At 47.2% G+C, this 16343-nt stretch carries 30 protein-coding genes; 29 read left to right on the forward strand and 1 reads right to left on the reverse strand.

Annotated features, from left to right (window positions below; genetic code table 11):
• Positions 1–18: 18 nt before the first annotated feature.
• From tuf to rplQ, 29 genes are all read left to right on the forward strand, one after another.
• Complete coding sequence (gene tuf, locus K0I63_RS00825) at positions 19–1203, forward strand: elongation factor Tu (protein WP_011863965.1); 1185 nt, start codon at positions 19–21, stop codon at positions 1201–1203.
• Between the two features lie 361 nt (positions 1204–1564).
• Positions 1565–1876: a 30S ribosomal protein S10 gene (gene rpsJ, locus K0I63_RS00830; RefSeq protein WP_011070616.1), complete on the forward strand. Its 312-nt coding sequence runs from the start codon at positions 1565–1567 to the stop codon at positions 1874–1876.
• 27 nt (positions 1877–1903) lie between these two features.
• Entirely contained in the window at positions 1904–2542 is a 639-nt protein-coding gene (gene rplC, locus K0I63_RS00835; protein WP_011863966.1) for a 50S ribosomal protein L3, read from the forward strand.
• Positions 2543–2558: 16 nt separating this feature from the next.
• Positions 2559–3164: a 50S ribosomal protein L4 gene (gene rplD / locus K0I63_RS00840; protein WP_011863967.1), complete on the forward strand. Its 606-nt coding sequence runs from the start codon at positions 2559–2561 to the stop codon at positions 3162–3164.
• Positions 3161–3460 carry a 50S ribosomal protein L23 gene (gene rplW / locus K0I63_RS00845; RefSeq protein WP_011863968.1) on the forward strand — a complete coding sequence of 100 codons (300 nt, stop codon included), beginning with the start codon at positions 3161–3163 and terminating at the stop codon, positions 3458–3460. The genes rplD and rplW overlap by 4 nt, the downstream gene beginning before the upstream one ends.
• 16 nt (positions 3461–3476) lie before the next feature.
• Positions 3477–4304 carry a 50S ribosomal protein L2 gene (gene rplB / locus K0I63_RS00850; RefSeq protein ID WP_011863969.1) on the forward strand — a complete coding sequence of 276 codons (828 nt, stop codon included), beginning with the start codon at positions 3477–3479 and terminating at the stop codon, positions 4302–4304.
• Between the two features lie 11 nt (positions 4305–4315).
• On the forward strand, positions 4316–4594 hold the full coding sequence (gene rpsS / locus K0I63_RS00855; RefSeq protein ID WP_011863970.1) for a 30S ribosomal protein S19: 279 nt from the start codon (positions 4316–4318) through the stop codon (positions 4592–4594).
• A 15-nt stretch (positions 4595–4609) separates the two neighbouring features.
• Positions 4610–4942: a 50S ribosomal protein L22 gene (gene rplV, locus K0I63_RS00860; protein WP_011863971.1), complete on the forward strand. Its 333-nt coding sequence runs from the start codon at positions 4610–4612 to the stop codon at positions 4940–4942.
• A gap of 9 nt (positions 4943–4951) precedes the next feature.
• Positions 4952–5641: a 30S ribosomal protein S3 gene (gene rpsC / locus K0I63_RS00865; RefSeq protein WP_011863972.1), complete on the forward strand. Its 690-nt coding sequence runs from the start codon at positions 4952–4954 to the stop codon at positions 5639–5641.
• A gap of 11 nt (positions 5642–5652) precedes the next feature.
• A complete protein-coding gene (gene rplP, locus K0I63_RS00870) occupies positions 5653–6063 on the forward strand; it encodes a 50S ribosomal protein L16 (protein ID WP_011863973.1) in 411 nt (136 codons plus the stop codon).
• Entirely contained in the window at positions 6063–6254 is a 192-nt protein-coding gene (gene rpmC, locus K0I63_RS00875; RefSeq protein ID WP_011863974.1) for a 50S ribosomal protein L29, read from the forward strand. Before rplP ends, rpmC begins: the two co-directional genes overlap by 1 nt.
• Positions 6254–6502, forward strand: a complete 249-nt coding sequence (rpsQ, locus tag K0I63_RS00880) for a 30S ribosomal protein S17 (RefSeq protein ID WP_011863975.1) — start codon at positions 6254–6256, stop codon at positions 6500–6502. The genes rpmC and rpsQ overlap by 1 nt, the downstream gene beginning before the upstream one ends.
• A gap of 179 nt (positions 6503–6681) precedes the next feature.
• Entirely contained in the window at positions 6682–7050 is a 369-nt protein-coding gene (gene rplN / locus K0I63_RS00885; protein WP_011863976.1) for a 50S ribosomal protein L14, read from the forward strand.
• 11 nt (positions 7051–7061) lie between these two features.
• Positions 7062–7376: a 50S ribosomal protein L24 gene (rplX, locus tag K0I63_RS00890; RefSeq protein ID WP_011863977.1), complete on the forward strand. Its 315-nt coding sequence runs from the start codon at positions 7062–7064 to the stop codon at positions 7374–7376.
• Positions 7377–7388: 12 nt separating this feature from the next.
• Positions 7389–7928, forward strand: coding sequence for a 50S ribosomal protein L5 (gene rplE, locus K0I63_RS00895; protein ID WP_011863978.1), 540 nt, complete (start codon positions 7389–7391; stop codon positions 7926–7928).
• 10 nt (positions 7929–7938) lie between these two features.
• Positions 7939–8244 (forward strand): 30S ribosomal protein S14, encoded by a 306-nt coding sequence (rpsN, locus tag K0I63_RS00900; protein WP_011863979.1) that lies wholly within the window; start codon positions 7939–7941, stop codon positions 8242–8244.
• 23 nt (positions 8245–8267) lie between these two features.
• Positions 8268–8660: a 30S ribosomal protein S8 gene (gene rpsH, locus K0I63_RS00905; protein ID WP_011863980.1), complete on the forward strand. Its 393-nt coding sequence runs from the start codon at positions 8268–8270 to the stop codon at positions 8658–8660.
• A gap of 10 nt (positions 8661–8670) precedes the next feature.
• Positions 8671–9201, forward strand: coding sequence for a 50S ribosomal protein L6 (gene rplF, locus K0I63_RS00910; RefSeq protein WP_011863981.1), 531 nt, complete (start codon positions 8671–8673; stop codon positions 9199–9201).
• 10 nt (positions 9202–9211) lie between these two features.
• Positions 9212–9562 carry a 50S ribosomal protein L18 gene (rplR, locus tag K0I63_RS00915; RefSeq protein ID WP_011863982.1) on the forward strand — a complete coding sequence of 117 codons (351 nt, stop codon included), beginning with the start codon at positions 9212–9214 and terminating at the stop codon, positions 9560–9562.
• 13 nt (positions 9563–9575) lie between these two features.
• Entirely contained in the window at positions 9576–10079 is a 504-nt protein-coding gene (rpsE, locus tag K0I63_RS00920; RefSeq protein ID WP_011863983.1) for a 30S ribosomal protein S5, read from the forward strand.
• Between the two features lie 5 nt (positions 10080–10084).
• Positions 10085–10267, forward strand: a complete 183-nt coding sequence (gene rpmD, locus K0I63_RS00925) for a 50S ribosomal protein L30 (protein ID WP_011863984.1) — start codon at positions 10085–10087, stop codon at positions 10265–10267.
• 3 nt (positions 10268–10270) lie between these two features.
• Positions 10271–10705: a 50S ribosomal protein L15 gene (gene rplO / locus K0I63_RS00930; RefSeq protein ID WP_011863985.1), complete on the forward strand. Its 435-nt coding sequence runs from the start codon at positions 10271–10273 to the stop codon at positions 10703–10705.
• 7 nt (positions 10706–10712) lie between these two features.
• Entirely contained in the window at positions 10713–12053 is a 1341-nt protein-coding gene (secY, locus tag K0I63_RS00935) for a preprotein translocase subunit SecY (RefSeq protein WP_011863986.1), read from the forward strand.
• Positions 12054–12074: 21 nt separating this feature from the next.
• Entirely contained in the window at positions 12075–12188 is a 114-nt protein-coding gene (gene rpmJ / locus K0I63_RS00940) for a 50S ribosomal protein L36 (RefSeq protein WP_006083579.1), read from the forward strand.
• 117 nt (positions 12189–12305) lie between these two features.
• Positions 12306–12662, forward strand: a complete 357-nt coding sequence (gene rpsM, locus K0I63_RS00945; protein ID WP_011863987.1) for a 30S ribosomal protein S13 — start codon at positions 12306–12308, stop codon at positions 12660–12662.
• A 17-nt stretch (positions 12663–12679) separates the two neighbouring features.
• On the forward strand, positions 12680–13072 hold the full coding sequence (gene rpsK / locus K0I63_RS00950; RefSeq protein WP_011863988.1) for a 30S ribosomal protein S11: 393 nt from the start codon (positions 12680–12682) through the stop codon (positions 13070–13072).
• A 36-nt stretch (positions 13073–13108) separates the two neighbouring features.
• Complete coding sequence (gene rpsD, locus K0I63_RS00955; RefSeq protein ID WP_011863989.1) at positions 13109–13729, forward strand: 30S ribosomal protein S4; 621 nt, start codon at positions 13109–13111, stop codon at positions 13727–13729.
• 24 nt (positions 13730–13753) lie between these two features.
• Positions 13754–14743 carry a DNA-directed RNA polymerase subunit alpha gene (locus K0I63_RS00960; protein WP_011863990.1) on the forward strand — a complete coding sequence of 330 codons (990 nt, stop codon included), beginning with the start codon at positions 13754–13756 and terminating at the stop codon, positions 14741–14743.
• Positions 14744–14782: 39 nt separating this feature from the next.
• On the forward strand, positions 14783–15175 hold the full coding sequence (gene rplQ, locus K0I63_RS00965; protein ID WP_011863991.1) for a 50S ribosomal protein L17: 393 nt from the start codon (positions 14783–14785) through the stop codon (positions 15173–15175).
• Positions 15176–15231: 56 nt separating this feature from the next.
• On the opposite strand, the gene K0I63_RS00970 is transcribed toward rplQ, so the two are convergent.
• Positions 15232–16209: an ABC transporter substrate-binding protein gene (locus K0I63_RS00970; protein WP_220082238.1), complete on the reverse strand. Its 978-nt coding sequence runs from the start codon at positions 16207–16209 to the stop codon at positions 15232–15234.
• Positions 16210–16343 lie beyond the last annotated feature (134 nt).

The raw sequence follows: 16343 nt of genomic DNA on the forward strand, positions 1-16343 counted from the left end.
AAAAGAAAGGAATATATCGTGGCTAAAGAAAAATTTGAACGTAGTAAACCCCATGTTAACGTTGGTACCATCGGTCACGTTGACCATGGTAAAACAACTCTAACTGCTGCTATCTCTCACGTACTGACTAAGACGTACGGTGGTGAAGCTAAAGATTTCGCACAGATCGATAACGCTCCAGAAGAGCGTGAGCGCGGTATTACCATCAATACCTCTCACATCGAGTACGACACTCCAACTCGTCACTACGCACACGTAGACTGCCCAGGCCACGCTGACTATGTTAAAAACATGATCACTGGTGCTGCACAGATGGACGGCGCGATCCTAGTAGTAGCTTCTACTGATGGTCCAATGCCACAGACTCGTGAGCACATCCTGCTTTCTCGTCAGGTAGGTGTACCTTTCATCATCGTATTCATGAACAAGTGTGACATGGTTGACGATGAAGAGCTGCTAGAACTAGTAGAGATGGAAGTTCGTGAACTACTATCTGAATACGACTTCCCAGGTGACGACCTACCAGTTATCCAAGGTTCAGCTCTGAAAGCCCTAGAAGGCGAGCCAGAGTGGGAAGCTAAGATCCTAGAACTAGCTGAAGCACTAGACTCTTACATTCCAGAGCCAGAGCGTGCTATCGACGGTGCATTCATTCTGCCAATCGAAGACGTATTCTCAATCTCAGGCCGTGGTACTGTTGTAACTGGTCGTGTTGAGCGCGGTATCGTTAAAGTTGGTGACGAAGTAGAAATCGTAGGTATCAAAGAAACTACTAAGACTACTTGTACTGGTGTTGAAATGTTCCGTAAGCTGCTTGACGAAGGTCGTGCAGGTGAGAACTGTGGTGTACTACTACGTGGTACTAAGCGTGATGAAGTTGAGCGTGGTCAAGTACTGGCTCAGCCTGGTTCAATCACTCCACACACTCAGTTCGAATCAGAAGTATACGTACTGTCAAAAGAAGAAGGTGGTCGTCACACTCCATTCTTCAAGGGCTACCGTCCACAGTTCTACTTCCGTACAACTGACGTAACCGGTACTATCGAACTGCCAGAAGGCGTTGAAATGGTAATGCCTGGTGACAACATCAAGATGGTTGTTACCCTGATCTGCCCAATCGCGATGGACGAAGGTCTACGTTTCGCTATCCGTGAAGGTGGCCGTACAGTTGGTGCTGGTGTTGTAGCTAAGATCATCGCTTAATAGCATTTGATTTTACAAACACATTGAAAAAGGCAGCTTAGGCTGCCTTTTTTATTGCCGGCGATTTGTTGGCAGAGGGGGGCTAGCTTTTCTGATCTGGATAAGTATAATACTCGCCACTTTGAGAGTTAACGCATAACTGCTGTTAATTCGTTCAACGGGCTTGATCTTAAACTTTAGATCAGTATAATAGCCCCTCGCCTTAACCATTAGGCGAAGTTTGTCGGTTCTCGAAACCGACGTAAAATAATACAGCGACTCCGATTTGGAGTCGAACGGTTAAATCATCTCGCTCTGCTTTTCCGGTAAGGAAGAAGCTAGAGGGTGATTTTTTATGTGTCCATTTTAGGAGCTCTGGTCAATGCAGAACCAAAGAATCCGTATCCGCCTCAAAGGATTTGATCATCGTCTGATCGATCAATCTACCGCGGAAATCGTTGAAACTGCTAAGCGCACAGGCGCCCAGGTACGTGGTCCAATCCCACTACCAACGCGTAAAGAGCGTTATACCGTTTTGATCTCTCCACACGTTAATAAAGATGCGCGTGATCAGTACGAACTTCGTACTCATAAGCGTCTTGTTGACATCGTAGAGCCGACTGAAAAGACTGTAGATGCACTTATGCGTCTAGATCTGGCGGCAGGTGTTGACGTTCAAATTAGCTTAGGTTAATTGAGATCCTTAGAAGAGGTTTGAGAGATGGCTATCGGTCTTATCGGTCGTAAAGTAGGTATGACTCGCATCTTCACTGAAGATGGTGCGTCAATACCTGTAACAGTAATTGAAATTGCAGCTAACCGCGTTGCTCAAGTGAAAACTTTAGAAACTGACGGTTACCGTGCACTTCAAATTACTACTGGTACCAAAAAAGCTAATCGCATCACTAAACCAGAAGCAGGTCACTTTGCTAAGGCTGGCGTTGAAGCTGGTCGTGGTTTGTGGGAAATGCGTCTGGCTGACGGTGAAGGCGAAGGCATCGAAGTAGGTGCTGAGCTTAATGTTGATATCTTCGCTGACGTAGCGAAAGTTGATGTTACTGGTCAATCAAAGGGTAAAGGTTTCCAAGGCGGTATCAAGCGTTGGAACTTCCGTACTCAAGATGCAACACACGGTAACTCATTGGCACATAGAGCTAACGGTTCTATCGGTCAAAACCAAACACCTGGTCGCGTTTTCAAAGGTAAGAAAATGTCTGGCCACATGGGTGCAGAGCGTGTTACTACCCAGAATCTAGACGTTGTACGTGTAGACGCTGAGCGTAACCTGCTATTGGTTAAGGGTGCAGTTCCAGGCGCTACTAATGGCGACCTGATCATCAAGCCTGCCGTTAAAGCTTAGGTCTGAGGAGATAGTAATGGAATTGGTATTGAAAGACGCACAGAGTGCTCTTGAAGTTTCCGAAACTACCTTCGGCCGTGACTTTAATGAAGCACTGGTTCATCAGGTAGTTGTAGCATATGCTGCAAACGCGCGTCAGGGTACTCGTGCTCAAAAGACTCGCGCAGAAGTAACTGGCTCTGGCAAAAAGCCATGGCGCCAAAAAGGTACTGGCCGTGCTCGTGCTGGTACTGTTAAAGGCCCAATCTGGCGTGGCGGTGGCGTTTCATTCGCTGCTAAAACCCAAGATCACAGCCAAAAAGTAAACAAGAAGATGTACCGCGGAGCGCTTAAGAGCATTCTGTCTGAATTAGTACGTCAAGATCGTCTTGTTGTTGTTGAGTCATTCGGTGTTGAAGCTCCTAAGACTAAAGAGTTGAAGGCTAAGCTGAAAGACATGAAGCTGGAAGACGTATTAATTGTTACTCCAGAGATTGACGAGAACTTGTTCTTAGCTGCACGCAACCTGTACAAAGTTGACGTTCGCGACGTTGCTGGTATCGATCCAGTAAGCCTAATCGCGTTCGAAAAAGTACTGGTTACTGCCGATGCTGTTAAGCAAATCGAGGAGATGCTGGGATGATAAGCGAAGAACGTTTGCTAAAAGTTATTCTAGCGCCACACATCTCTGAAAAGAGTACTGTTTGCGCTGAAAATAACAACACGGTCGTTTTCCGTGTAGCTATCGATGCGACTAAAGCTGAAGTTAAAGCTGCAGTAGCTAAGTTGTTCGAAGTTGAAGTAGATTCAGTTCGCACTTTGGTTAACAAAGGTAAGACTAAGCGTCACGGTGCCCGTACTGGCCGTCGTAGCGATTGGAAAAAAGCCTATGTGACTTTAGCTGCTGGTGCTGACATCGATTTCGTCGGCGCTGAGTAAGCAAAGGAGAATTATCATGGCAGTTATTAAGTGTAAGCCAACCTCTGCTGGTCGTCGCCACGTTGTTAAAGTGGTGAACAGCGATCTGCATAAGGGTAAACCCTTTGCTGGCCTGTTGGCGAAAAAAGCTAAGAGCGGTGGCCGTAACAACACCGGTCGTATTACTGTTCGTCACGTAGGTGGTGGACACAAGCAGCACTACCGTATTGTTGACTTCAAGCGCAACAAAGACGGTATCCCTGCTAAAGTAGAGCGTTTGGAATATGATCCAAACCGTACCGCTAACATCGCACTTGTTTTGTATGCTGATGGTGAGCGTCGTTATATCCTTGCTGCTAAAGGCATGCAAGCTGGTGATCAAATCCAGTCTGGTATCGATGCTGAAATCAAAGCGGGTAACGCTTTGCCACTACGCAACATCCCAGTAGGTAGCGTTGTTCACGCAGTTGAAATGAAGCCTGGTAAAGGTGCTCAGATCGCTCGTTCAGCAGGTACCTACGTACAAGTTGTAGCTCGTGATGGCGCATACGCCACTCTACGTCTTCGCTCTGGCGAAATGCGTAAAGTGCCAGTAGATTGCCGCGCGACATTAGGTGAAGTTGGTAATGCCGAGCATATGCTACGCCAGTTGGGTAAAGCAGGTGCTAAGCGCTGGAGAGGCGTACGCCCAACAGTTCGTGGTGTTGCAATGAACCCAGTAGACCATCCACATGGTGGTGGTGAAGGCCGTACATCTGGTGGCCGTCACCCAGTGACTCCATGGGGTGTCCCAACTAAGGGTTATAAGACCCGTAGTAACAAACGCACCGACAAGTACATCGTACGTCGTCGTAACAAAAAGTAAGAGGATTCGCCATGCCACGTTCTCTCAAGAAAGGTCCATTCATTGACCTACACTTGCTGAAGAAGGTAGAGAAAGCGATGGAAGCGGGTGACAAGAAGCCTATCAAGACTTGGTCTCGCCGCTCAATGATCATTCCTAACATGATTGGAATGACCATCGCTGTCCATAATGGTCGTCAGCACGTACCTGTGTTCGTAACTGACGAGATGATCGGCCACAAGCTTGGTGAATTTTCACCAACTCGCACTTATCGCGGCCATGCTGCTGATAAGAAAGCGAAGAAGCGTTAATACGGGAGACTCGAGATGGAAGTTTTAGCTAAACATCGTTTTGCCCGTACGTCGCCTCAAAAGTGTCGTTTGGTTGCAGATCAAATTCGTGGACTGCCTGTTGCTAAGGCTCTTGAAATTTTGACTTTCAGCCCTAAGAAAGCAGCTGTACTTGTTAAGAAAGTACTAGACTCTGCTATCGCTAATGCTGAGCACAACGAAGGTGCTGACATTGACGAGCTGAAAGTTGGAAAAGTCTTTGTAGACGAGGGTCCAACTATGAAGCGTATCATGCCACGTGCTAAAGGCCGTGCTGATCGTATTATCAAGCGTACCAGCCACATCACTGTGGTTGTGTCAGATCGCTAGGAGTTAGCAATGGGACAGAAAGTACATCCTAATGGTATCCGTCTGGGTATCACTAAGCCTTGGATCTCGACTTGGTACGCTGATAAATCAGATTATGCCAACAATCTAAGCAGCGACTGGGAAGTGCGTAAGTTTCTAGAAAAGAAACTTAAGCAAGCCTCAGTCTCTAAGATTGTTATCGAGCGTCCAGCTAAGAGTGTTCGCGTTACCATTCACACTGCCCGTCCAGGTGTTGTGATCGGTAAGAAAGGCGAAGATGTTGAAAAGCTGCGCAACGAAGTTGCTAAGTTGACTGGTATTCCAGCTCAAATCAACATCGCTGAAATCCGTAAGCCAGAGCTAGATGCGAAGCTAGTTGCCGAAGGCATCGCTTCTCAGCTAGAGCGTCGTGTAATGTTCCGTCGTGCTATGAAGCGTGCGGTACAGAACGCTATGCGTCTAGGTGCTAAGGGTATCAAAGTTGAAGTGAGCGGCCGTTTAGGCGGTGCTGAGATTGCGCGTTCAGAGTGGTATCGTGAAGGTCGTGTGCCTCTACATACACTGCGTGCTGATATCGATTATTCTACTGCAGAAAGTCACACTCAATACGGTGTGATCGGCGTTAAAGTTTGGGTCTTCAAAGGTGAAGTTCTAGACGGCGTTGTTCCTGCGCTAGAAGAGCCGAAACAGCAGCCGAAGCGTAAGCCTCGCGGTAAATAGGAGAGCTGGCAATGCTGCAACCAAAACGAATGAAGTTTCGTAAAATGTTCAAAGGCCGTAACCGCGGTCTGGCGAACGGCACTGAAGTAAGCTTCGGTGAGTTCGGTTTGAAAGCTGTTGGACGTGGCCGTCTGACTGCTCGTCAAATCGAATCTGCGCGTCGTGCTATGACACGTCACATTAAACGTCAAGGTCAAATTTGGATCCGCGTTTTCCCTGACAAGCCAATCACCTCTAAGCCTCTTGAAGTGCGTATGGGTAAAGGTAAGGGTAACGTTGAATACTGGGTTTGCCAGATTCAACCTGGTAAGGTTCTTTATGAGATGAATGGTGTATCAGAAGAGTTGGCTCGTGAAGCTTTCACTCTTGCTGCTGCCAAGCTTCCTATTAAGACTACCTTCGTAACTAAGACGGTGATGTAATGAAAGCGAGCGAACTAACTCAGAAGAGCGTTGAAGAACTGAACGCTGAACTGCTTGGTCTGCTGCGTGAGCAGTTTAATCTGCGTATGCAACACGCCACTGGTCAGTTGACTCAGACTCACCAGCTCAAAATCGTGCGTCGTAACATTGCGCGCGTTAAGACCATTATTACTTCTAAGGCGGGTGCATAATGACTGATAAAATCCGTACTTTGCAAGGTCGTGTACTTAGCAACAAGATGGACAAGTCTATCACTGTAGCTATTGAGCGTAAGGTTAAGCATCCTCTATACGGGAAGTTTATCAAGCGTACTACTAAGATCCATGCACATGACGAAACAAATCAGTGTAATGCTGGCGATATCGTGACTATTCGCGAATGCCGTCCGCTGTCTAAGACTAAGTCTTGGACTCTGGTTGAAGTAGTAACAAAAGCCTAATTTAATTAGGTGATTAGCGAAACGGCTCCTAGATTTGGGGCCGTTTTTATTTTTAATACTATCTATTCCTATTTTGCGGTGTTATACTTGCGCGCCATTTTAGACGTTATTTGGTCTAGAATGGTTTAAAAATGCCCCAAATATGGGATTAGTGAAGTAACGATAGCGGAGCACTTAAAATGATCCAAATGCAATCGACTCTAGAAGTCGCCTGTAACAGTGGCGCTCGTAGAGTTCAGTGTATTAAGGTCTTGGGTGGCTCTCATCGTCGTTATGCCGGTATCGGCGACGTCATCAAGGTTTCTGTAAAAGAAGCAATTCCTCGCGGTAAAGCGAAGAAAGGTGACGTGTATAACGCGGTGGTAGTCCGTACTAAGAAAGGCGTACGTCGTCCAGATGGTTCTGTCATTCGCTTCGATCGCAATGCAGCGGTATTGCTAAACGCAAACCTTGCACCGATTGGTACTCGTATCTTTGGACCAGTGACGCGTGAACTGCGTACAGAACAATTTATGAAAATTGTTTCTCTGGCACCAGAAGTACTGTAAGGAGCTTCAAAATGGCAGCTAAAATCCGTCGTGAAGACGAAGTAATTGTACTAGCAGGTAAAGACAAGGGTAAACGCGGTAAGGTTTCTCGAGTTTTACCAACTGGTAAATTAATTGTAGAAGGCATCAATCTGATCAAGAAGCACCAGAAGCCTAACCCACAAATGGGTGTGACTGGTGGTATCGTTGAGAAAGAAGCGCCAATACAAGCATCAAATGTAGCGATTTTCAACTCTGCCACTGGCAAAGCTGATCGCGTTGGTTTCCGATTTGAAGACGGCAAAAAAGTCCGTTTCTTTAAGTCGAACAGTGAACTCGTTAAGTAATTGGAGTAAACGATGGCGAAACTGCATGATAAATATAAAGAGACTGTTATCGCTGAGCTTTCTAAGAAGTTCGGTTATACCAGTGTCATGCAAGTCCCTCGGATTGAGAAAATCACCCTTAACATGGGTGTTGGCGAAGCTGTAGCAGATAAGAAAGTTATGGAGCACGCGCTTCGTGACATGACTGCTATCGCTGGTCAAAAGCCAGTTGTAACTGTTGCTCGTAAATCAGTTGCTGGTTTTAAAATCCGTGATGGCTACCCGATTGGCTGCAAGGTTACCCTGCGTGGTGAACGCATGTGGGAATTCCTTGAGCGTTTAGTTGATATCGCAATCCCGCGTATCCGCGACTTCCGTGGTCTGAGCGCTAAGTCGTTCGACGGACGTGGTAACTACGCAATGGGTGTACGTGAGCAAATCATCTTCCCGGAAATCGATTACGATAAAATCGATAAGATCCGCGGTATGGATATTGTTATCACTACTACTGCGAAGAATGACGAAGAAGGCCGTGCTTTACTAGACGCCTTTAACTTCCCATTCAAGAAATAAGGGTAGCGAAATGGCAAAAAGTTCAATGAAAGCACGTGAAGCAAAACGTGCCAAGCTCGTGGCTAAGTATGCTGAAAAGCGTCTAGCTCTTAAGGCTATCATTAGCAATCCAACTACTTCTGATGAAGATCGTTGGGATGCAGTTCTTAAGCTGCAAGGTCTACCACGTGACTCAAGTGCTGCGCGTCAGCGTAATCGTTGTAGTCAAACTGGTCGCCCACATGGTTTCCTACGCAAGTTCGGCCTGAGCCGTATCAAATTGCGTGAAGCTACCATGCGTGGTGAAGTTCCTGGTCTGCGTAAGGCCAGCTGGTAATACTTGTCACGGAGTAAGCTAATATGAGCATGCAAGATCCAATTGCGGATATGTTAACTCGCATTCGTAACGGCCAAGCTGCTAACAAAGTATCAGTATCTATGCCTTCTGCTAAGCTGAAAGTTGCTATCGCACAGACGCTTAAAGAAGAAGGTTATATCACTGACTACACCGTAGCAGGCGAAGCCAAGCCGGTTTTGGAAATCACTTTGAAGTATTTCCAAGGCCAACCAGTCGTTGAGACTATCCAGCGCGTAAGTCGTCCTGGTCTTCGTATTTACAAAGGTAAAAACGATCTACCAAAGGTGATGGGCGGTCTGGGTGTCGCAATCGTGTCCACTTCTAAAGGTTTGATGACTGATCGTGCCGCCCGCCAACAAGGCATGGGTGGAGAAGTTATCTGCTACGTAGCATAAGGAGCTAGCAATGTCTCGTGTCGCAAAAGCACCAGTCGCTATCCCTGCAGGCGTAGAAGTGACTTTAAACGAACAAACTATCACCGTAAAAGGTGCTAAAGGTAGTTTGACTCGAGTAATCAACGCTGACGTTTCTGTTGTTGTTGAAAACAACGAAATCAAGTGTTCACCAGCTGAAGGCGTAACTAGCGCTGCACAAGCTGGTACAGCTCGAGCACTAATCAACAACATGGTTGTTGGTGTTAACGAAGGTTTCGAAAGAAAGCTGACTCTAGTTGGTGTTGGTTACCGTGCAAAAATTGCTGGTAACGGTATCGACCTGACTCTAGGTTTCTCACACCCTCTAGTACACCAGCTTCCTGACGGCGTAACTGCTGAGTGTCCATCACAAACTGAAATCGTACTTAAGAGTACTGATAAGCAGCTTGTTGGTCAGGTTGCAGCAGAAATTCGTGGCTACCGTCCACCAGAGCCTTACAAAGGCAAGGGTGTTCGCTATGCTGATGAACAAGTACGCCGTAAAGAGGCTAAGAAGAAGTAGGTAACGCGATATGGATAAGAAAACATCTCGCTTACGCCGCGCGACTCGCGCCCGTAAGAAGATCCAAGAGCTGGGCGTTAACCGTCTGGTTGTACATCGTACACCACGTCACACATACGCACAGGTTATTGATGCCAACGCGCAAGTTGTGGCGGCAGCTTCTACTGCTGAAAAAGCGGTATCAGAGCAGCTTAAATACACAGGTAACGTAGAAGCGGCTAAAGCAGTAGGTAAGACTATTGCTGAGCGTGCTATCGAGAAAGGCGTAACTGTAGTTGCATTCGATCGTTCCGGCTTTAAGTATCACGGACGCGTAGCTGCCCTGGCAGACGCTGCTCGTGAAGCTGGCCTACAGTTCTAAGGAATGATTAAAAATGGCTAAATTTGAAGCTCCACAAAAAGACGATCTGCAAGAGAAGTTAGTTGCAGTAAATCGTGTTTCTAAAGTAGTTAAAGGCGGACGTATCTTTAGCTTCACTGCACTGACTGTAGTGGGTGACGGTAACGGTAAAGTCGGCTATGGCTATGGTAAAGCGCGTGAAGTACCTGCTGCTATCCAGAAAGCAATGGAAAAGGCTCGCCGTAACATTGTTTCTGTTGAACTTGTAAATGGTACTTTGCACCACCCTGTTAAGGGCCGTCACACTGGTTCGCGTGTTTACATGCAACCAGCTTCTGAAGGTACTGGTATTATTGCCGGTGGTGCGATGCGTGCCGTATTGGAAGTAGCAGGCGTTCATAACGTTCTGTCAAAAGCATACGGTTCTACTAACCCGATCAACATCGTTCGCGCAACTGTAGATGCGTTGGTGCACATGAAGTCACCAGCTCAAATCGCAGCTAAGCGTGGCCTGAATGTTGATGAAATTCGAGGTTAAGCACCATGGCTACTAAAACATTAAAAGTAACTCAGACTAAGAGTTCAATTGGCCGTCTGCCTAAGCACCGCGCCACATTGACTGGTCTAGGTCTACGCCGTATTAATCACACCGTTGAGCTGGAAGATACTCCTGCTGTTCGCGGTATGATTAACAAGGTTTACTACATGGTTAAGGTGGAGGATTAATCAATGAAATTGAATACTCTATCACCTGCTGCAGGTGCAAAATCAGCAGCTAAGCGTGTAGGTCGCGGTATCGGTTCTGGCCTAGGTAAGACTGCTGGTCGCGGTCACAAAGGTCAGAAGTCACGTTCTGGTGGCGGTGTTCGCGTCGGTTTCGAAGGTGGTCAAATGCCACTTAAGATCCGTTTGCCTAAGTTTGGTTTTACTTCGCGTAAAGCGATGGTAACTGCCGAAATTCGTGTAAGCGAACTGGCTAAAGTTAACGGTGATGTTGTCGACTTGAATGCACTGAAAGATGCGAATCTTGTTACTCGCAACATACAGTTTGCTAAAGTCGTTCTTTCAGGTACCATTGAACGCCCAGTGACCGTTAAAGGTCTGAAGGTAACCAAAGGTGCACGTGCAGCGATCGAAGCTGCCGGCGGAAAGATCGAGGAATAATACGTCGATGGCAAAACCAGGACTTGATTTAAAAAGCGCGAAGGGCGGTTTATCAGAATTGAAAGCCCGCCTACTGTTCGTGATTGGTGCGATTATCGTCTTTAGAGCCGGTTCGTTCGTACCAATTCCTGGTATTGACGCAGCTGTATTAGCAGAGCTGTTTAATCAGCAGAAGGGTACCATCTTAGGCATGTTTAACATGTTCTCTGGTGGCGCCCTTGAACGTGCTTCTATCTTTGCTCTTGGTATCATGCCGTACATCTCGGCATCGATCATCATGCAGCTATTGACTGTGGTACATCCTGCACTGGCCGAACTGAAGAAGGAAGGCGAGTCAGGACGTAAGAAGATCAGTCAGTATACTCGATATGGCACACTGGTCTTGGGTACATTCCAAGCGATCGGTATCGCAACGGGTCTGCCAAACCTGGTCCCTGGTTTAGTTGTAAACCTTGGATTCGGTTTCTACTTCGTTGCAGTAGTGAGTTTGGTCACAGGAACCATGTTCCTCATGTGGCTGGGTGAACAGATCACCGAACGAGGCATAGGTAACGGTATCTCGATTCTTATTTTCGCAGGTATTGTAGCCGGTCTACCTTCTGCTATCGGCCAAACGGCCGAGCAGGCGCGTCAAGGCGACTTGAACGTACTAGTATTATTGTTGATTGCAGTGATCGTATTTGCTGTGACCTATTTTGTTGTTTTTGTTGAGCGTGGACAGCGTCGTATCGTTGTTAACTATGCTAAGCGTCAGCAGGGCCGTAAGGTGTTTGCCGCGCAGAGCACTCACTTACCGCTTAAGGTCAACATGGCAGGTGTGATTCCACCAATCTTTGCGTCAAGCATCATTTTGTTCCCAGGCACACTGGCTCAGTGGTTTGGTCAGAATGAAGGCTTGTCTTGGTTAAGTGATTTTTCACTTGCTGTATCGCCAGGTCAGCCGCTTTACTCATTGTTGTATGCAACAGCGATTATCTTCTTCTGTTTCTTCTATACTGCGTTGGTATTTAACCCACGTGAAACAGCAGACAATCTGAAGAAGAGTGGTGCGTTTATTCCCGGGATCCGTCCTGGAGAACAGACTTCGCGATATATAGATAAAGTAATGACTCGCCTAACACTGGCCGGTGCATTATATATTACCTTTATCTGTTTAATTCCGGAGTTCATGTTAATCGCGTGGAAAGTACAGTTCTATTTTGGCGGTACTTCACTACTAATTATGGTAGTCGTGATCATGGACTTCATGGCTCAGGTTCAGACCCATATGATGTCACATCAGTATGAGTCTGTGATGAAGAAAGCTAACCTAGTGAATAAAGCGAACTTAGATCGCTTTGGTCGCTAAGTAGCTTTACGGAGTGATGAAATGAAAGTTCGAGCTTCCGTGAAGAAGATCTGCCGTAACTGCAAGATCGTAAAGCGTAGCGGCGTTGTACGCGTTATCTGTGTTGAACCAAAACACAAACAGCGTCAAGGCTAAAAACTTTTTGACCAGCTCAGTTTCTGAGCTGGTCAAAATATTATTTGCAAAATCGTCATCTGTCGAGTATCCTACCGGGCTTTTCACAGATGGCCTTTAACTTATGAGGAGTGCATAGTGGCCCGTATCGCTGGCATTAACATTCCTGATCAGAAGCACACAGTCATTGCATTGACTGCTATCTACGGTATTGGACTAACTCGCGCACAACAAATCTGCGCGGCTACTTCAATTGCTGAAGATGCTAAGATCAAGGAATTGAGCGAAGCTCAAATAGACACACTACGCGAAGAAGTTGCTAAATACATTGTAGAAGGTGACTTGCGTCGTGAGATCTCTATGAACATCAAGCGTCTGATGGACCTTGGTTGTTATCGTGGTCTCCGCCACCGTCGTAGCCTGCCCCTTCGTGGGCAACGTACCAAGACCAATGCGCGTACTCGCAAAGGTCCACGTAAGCCAATTAGAAAGTAACGGGAAGGTAAACCAATATGGCTAAAGTTCCGTCACGTTCAACGCGCAAGCGCGTACGTAAACAGGTTGCTGATGGCATGGCTCATATCCATGCATCTTTCAACAACACCATTATCACCATTACAGATCGTCAAGGTAATGCACTTTCTTGGGCAACTTCTGGTGGTTCAGGTTTCCGTGGTTCACGTAAATCTACCCCGTTTGCTGCACAGGTAGCTGCTGAGCGCGCAGGTGTTGCTGCTCAGGACTACGGTGTTAAAAACCTTGAAGTTTTCGTGAAGGGTCCAGGTCCAGGACGTGAGTCAGCTATTCGAGCGCTGAACGCGGTTGGTTATAAGATAACCAACATTACCGATGTGACGCCGATCCCTCATAATGGTTGTCGTCCTCCTAAGAAACGTCGCGTGTAATCGCCCCGTTTTTAATAGGATAGTTGGAGAAAGAACATGGCAAGATACTTGGGTCCAAAGCTCAAGCTCACTCGCCGAGAAGGTACTGACCTTTTCCTGAAAAGCGGTGTGAGAGCAATTGATTCGAAGTGTAAGCTTGAAGCTGCACCTGGACAACACGGCGCTCGTAAAGCTCGTTTGTCTGAGTACGGCGTTCAGCTGCGCGAAAAACAAAAAGTTCGTCGTACTTATGGTGTGCTTGAAAAGCAATTCCGTAACTACTACAAAGACGCTGCACGTCTAAAAGGTAACACTGGTGAAAACCTGCTTACTCTTTTGGAAACTCGTTTAGATAACGTTGTTTATCGTATGGGTTTTGGTGCTACCCGTGCTGAAGCACGTCAGCTAGTTAGCCATAAGTCAATTATGGTAAACGGCCGCGTTGTTAACATTCCATCATTCAAAGTGTCTGCGAATGATGTAATTAGCGTTCGTGAGAAGTCTCAAAAGCAAGCTCGTATCAAAGCTGCTCTAGAGGTTGCTTCTCAGCGCGAAAAGCCAACATGGGTTGAAGTAGATGCCGCTAAGATGGAAGGTGCTTTCAAGCGTCTGCCTGAGCGTAGCGATTTATCTGCGGATATTAACGAACAGCTGATCGTCGAGCTTTACTCTAAGTAAAGCTAATAAACAAGAGAGGACACAATGCAGGGTTCTGTTACAGAATTTCTTAAACCGCGTCTCGTTGATATCGAGCAGGTTAACCCAACACGTGCCAAGGTTACACTGGAGCCGCTCGAGCGTGGTTTTGGTCATACTTTAGGTAACGCGTTGCGTCGTATCCTATTGTCGTCTATGCCCGGCTGCGCGGTTACCGAAGTCGAGATTGATGGTGTACTGCACGAATACAGCAGCAAGGAAGGCGTACAAGAGGATATCCTAGAGATCCTACTAAACCTTAAAGGTTTAGCAGTGGTTATCGAGGGTAAAGACGAGGCTATGCTTACTTTAAGCAAGTCAGGCGCAGGCCCTGTTACCGCAGCAGATATCACGCACGATGGTGATGTTACTATTATGAATCCTGATCATGTTATCTGTCATCTGACTGGTAACAATGACATTAGCATGCGTATCCGCGTTGAGCGTGGTCGTGGTTATGTACCAGCTTCGGCTCGTGCACAAACTGAAGACGACGATCGCCCAATTGGCCGTCTGCTAGTGGATTCATCTTTCTCACCTGTCGCGCGTATTGCTTACAATGTTGAAGCAGCACGTGTTGAACAGCGTACTGACTTAGACAAACTCGTTATCGATATGACCACTAACGGCACTATCGATCCTGAGGAAGCGATTCGTCGTTCTGCAACCATCCTGGCTGAACAGCTAGATGCGTTTGTTGAGCTTCGTGATGTCACTGAGCCAGAGCAGAAAGAAGAGAAACCAGAGTTCGACCCAATTCTGTTGCGTCCTGTCGACGATCTAGAGCTAACTGTACGTTCGGCTAACTGTTTGAAAGCCGAAGCGATTCATTACATCGGAGATCTGGTACAGCGTACTGAGGTTGAGCTACTTAAAACACCTAACTTGGGTAAGAAGTCTCTTACCGAAATTAAGGATGTGTTGGCTTCTCGCGGACTTTCATTAGGTATGCGTCTAGAAAACTGGCCTCCAGCCAGTTTAGCAGACGACCTATAAGTCCTAGTTTGTACAGATTTAGGTAATAAGGATTAGGTCATGCGCCATCGTAAGAGTGGTCGTCAACTAAACCGTAACAGCAGTCATCGTCAAGCTATGTTCCGTAACATGGCAAGCTCTTTAGTCCGTCACGAAGTGATCAAGACTACTGTAGCTAAAGCGAAAGAATTGCGTCGCGTAGTTGAACCTCTAATAACACTTGCTAAGAGTGACAGTGTTGCAAACCGTCGTTTGGCATTTGCACGTACTCGCGACGCTGAAGTCGTAGGTAAGTTATTTAATGAATTGGGTCCACGCTACCAGGAACGTCCTGGTGGATATACCCGTATCCTTAAGTGCGGTCTTCGTACTGGTGATAAGGCGCCTATGGCGTATATCGAACTAGTAGGTCGTCCAGAAGCTGCTGAAGCTGTTGAAGAAGCTGCTGAGTAACACTTAAGTTCATTGTAAAAAGCCGGGCATTGCCCGGCTTTTTTATTGCTTCAAATCTATTCTACCCAATCTGCCTTCTCGGCGATCTCCTTAGGGATCGACAGATGCCATTTGGCCACGCCAGACAGGCTGAATCGAAATGCGCCCTTGCTGTCACTAACATAGCCTAAATTGCTGGCCTGCTCGCCGGCTAACAGTCGATTAATCAATTTGGCGGCCAGTAGGCCATGTTCATAGCCGTTAAGCACATAACCGCCTGGGTTGGCATGTCTGCCAACGGTAAAGTCCCAAAAACCGAAATGGGGTACTGGGGCGTGGTCTGCCGTCCAAGCGATCATCTCACTCGGATCCATATAGTCGCCACCATCTTTGGTTAGTGTGTGGTAGAGCCCGGTAAAAACCCCCTGGTAGCCTGCCTTCTTGGCGTCTATCACTGCCTGTTGCCACTCCTTGGCCGAATTGGTCAGGGTGAAGGCTATGGTCAGCTTGCCTATCTGTATGGGCTTAAAGTCGGCGCTGATAGGGCTGAAGGCCGCGCGGGAGGTCGCGCTATTGTCAGAAAGGATCAGCAGCTTCTTGGTCTCTTTCCCTGGCAGTAGGCAGTCGACCAAGAGTAGGGAACGTTTGAACAGCGGCCGCTCGAGTATGCCGGTAAACTGCCGATAGCCCTGCAGGCCATGATCTCTGGGGTTAGTATTGAGGCCGAGAAATACAACAGGGGTCTTGGTGGTTGCGATGCGCTCGCTCAGCAGTGAGATGGCGTTGTCGTCGGCGAGTATGATGATGTCTGGCTTGTCGCGTTCAACGGCTTCCCAGGCGTCGTCAGCGCGTTTGACATAGGCATCACGGGGGACACGCTTGGAGTCGAGATAGATTTCCGTCATCTTGGTGGGCTCGCTAAGGTTTTCCAATATCGCCTGGCGATAGTCTCGTACCCAGGGGTAGCCCTCATGATAGCTGTGAATGAACATCAGCCTGGCACCCGATGCCGGAAGGCTGGCCCAGAGGAGTAGGAGGCAGACAAGTATGCGCATGGATGGATTTCCCTTAAAGCTTTCACCCCAAAGTCTTTTACATAGTTATAGTCGATCTTGCTCCTAAGTTGTGCACAGGCAATAAAAAAGGCCTCAAATGAGGCCTTTAGGTTTTTACGCTAAGAATATGCGGT

The sequence above is a fragment of the Shewanella rhizosphaerae genome (genome assembly GCF_019457655.1).
Classification (GTDB): domain Bacteria; phylum Pseudomonadota; class Gammaproteobacteria; order Enterobacterales; family Shewanellaceae; genus Shewanella; species Shewanella loihica.

Bases quoted from the DNA above. Each gene is read 5' to 3' on its own strand.
- rpsH (WP_011863980.1), top strand. From the start codon at position 8,268: ATGAGCATGCAAGATCCAATTGCGGATATGTTAACTCGCATTCGTAAC.
- rpsC (WP_011863972.1), top strand. From the start codon at position 4,952: ATGGGACAGAAAGTACATCCTAATGGTATCCGTCTGGGTATCACTAAG.
- rpmC (WP_011863974.1), top strand. From the start codon at position 6,063: ATGAAAGCGAGCGAACTAACTCAGAAGAGCGTTGAAGAACTGAACGCT.
- rplD (WP_011863967.1), top strand. From the start codon at position 2,559: ATGGAATTGGTATTGAAAGACGCACAGAGTGCTCTTGAAGTTTCCGAA.
- rplC (WP_011863966.1), top strand. From the start codon at position 1,904: ATGGCTATCGGTCTTATCGGTCGTAAAGTAGGTATGACTCGCATCTTC.
- rplP (WP_011863973.1), top strand. From the start codon at position 5,653: ATGCTGCAACCAAAACGAATGAAGTTTCGTAAAATGTTCAAAGGCCGT.
- rplR (WP_011863982.1), top strand. From the start codon at position 9,212: ATGGATAAGAAAACATCTCGCTTACGCCGCGCGACTCGCGCCCGTAAG.
- K0I63_RS00970 (WP_220082238.1), bottom strand. From the start codon at position 16,209: ATGCGCATACTTGTCTGCCTCCTACTCCTCTGGGCCAGCCTTCCGGCA.
- rplO (WP_011863985.1), top strand. From the start codon at position 10,271: ATGAAATTGAATACTCTATCACCTGCTGCAGGTGCAAAATCAGCAGCT.
- K0I63_RS00960 (WP_011863990.1), top strand. From the start codon at position 13,754: ATGCAGGGTTCTGTTACAGAATTTCTTAAACCGCGTCTCGTTGATATC.
- rplW (WP_011863968.1), top strand. From the start codon at position 3,161: ATGATAAGCGAAGAACGTTTGCTAAAAGTTATTCTAGCGCCACACATC.
- rplQ (WP_011863991.1), top strand. From the start codon at position 14,783: ATGCGCCATCGTAAGAGTGGTCGTCAACTAAACCGTAACAGCAGTCAT.
- rplF (WP_011863981.1), top strand. From the start codon at position 8,671: ATGTCTCGTGTCGCAAAAGCACCAGTCGCTATCCCTGCAGGCGTAGAA.
- rpmJ (WP_006083579.1), top strand. From the start codon at position 12,075: ATGAAAGTTCGAGCTTCCGTGAAGAAGATCTGCCGTAACTGCAAGATC.
- rpsD (WP_011863989.1), top strand. From the start codon at position 13,109: ATGGCAAGATACTTGGGTCCAAAGCTCAAGCTCACTCGCCGAGAAGGT.
- rpmD (WP_011863984.1), top strand. From the start codon at position 10,085: ATGGCTACTAAAACATTAAAAGTAACTCAGACTAAGAGTTCAATTGGC.
- rplB (WP_011863969.1), top strand. From the start codon at position 3,477: ATGGCAGTTATTAAGTGTAAGCCAACCTCTGCTGGTCGTCGCCACGTT.
- rplV (WP_011863971.1), top strand. From the start codon at position 4,610: ATGGAAGTTTTAGCTAAACATCGTTTTGCCCGTACGTCGCCTCAAAAG.
- rpsJ (WP_011070616.1), top strand. From the start codon at position 1,565: ATGCAGAACCAAAGAATCCGTATCCGCCTCAAAGGATTTGATCATCGT.
- rpsN (WP_011863979.1), top strand. From the start codon at position 7,939: ATGGCAAAAAGTTCAATGAAAGCACGTGAAGCAAAACGTGCCAAGCTC.
- rpsK (WP_011863988.1), top strand. From the start codon at position 12,680: ATGGCTAAAGTTCCGTCACGTTCAACGCGCAAGCGCGTACGTAAACAG.
- rpsQ (WP_011863975.1), top strand. From the start codon at position 6,254: ATGACTGATAAAATCCGTACTTTGCAAGGTCGTGTACTTAGCAACAAG.
- rplX (WP_011863977.1), top strand. From the start codon at position 7,062: ATGGCAGCTAAAATCCGTCGTGAAGACGAAGTAATTGTACTAGCAGGT.
- rpsE (WP_011863983.1), top strand. From the start codon at position 9,576: ATGGCTAAATTTGAAGCTCCACAAAAAGACGATCTGCAAGAGAAGTTA.
- rplN (WP_011863976.1), top strand. From the start codon at position 6,682: ATGATCCAAATGCAATCGACTCTAGAAGTCGCCTGTAACAGTGGCGCT.
- rplE (WP_011863978.1), top strand. From the start codon at position 7,389: ATGGCGAAACTGCATGATAAATATAAAGAGACTGTTATCGCTGAGCTT.
- secY (WP_011863986.1), top strand. From the start codon at position 10,713: ATGGCAAAACCAGGACTTGATTTAAAAAGCGCGAAGGGCGGTTTATCA.
- rpsS (WP_011863970.1), top strand. From the start codon at position 4,316: ATGCCACGTTCTCTCAAGAAAGGTCCATTCATTGACCTACACTTGCTG.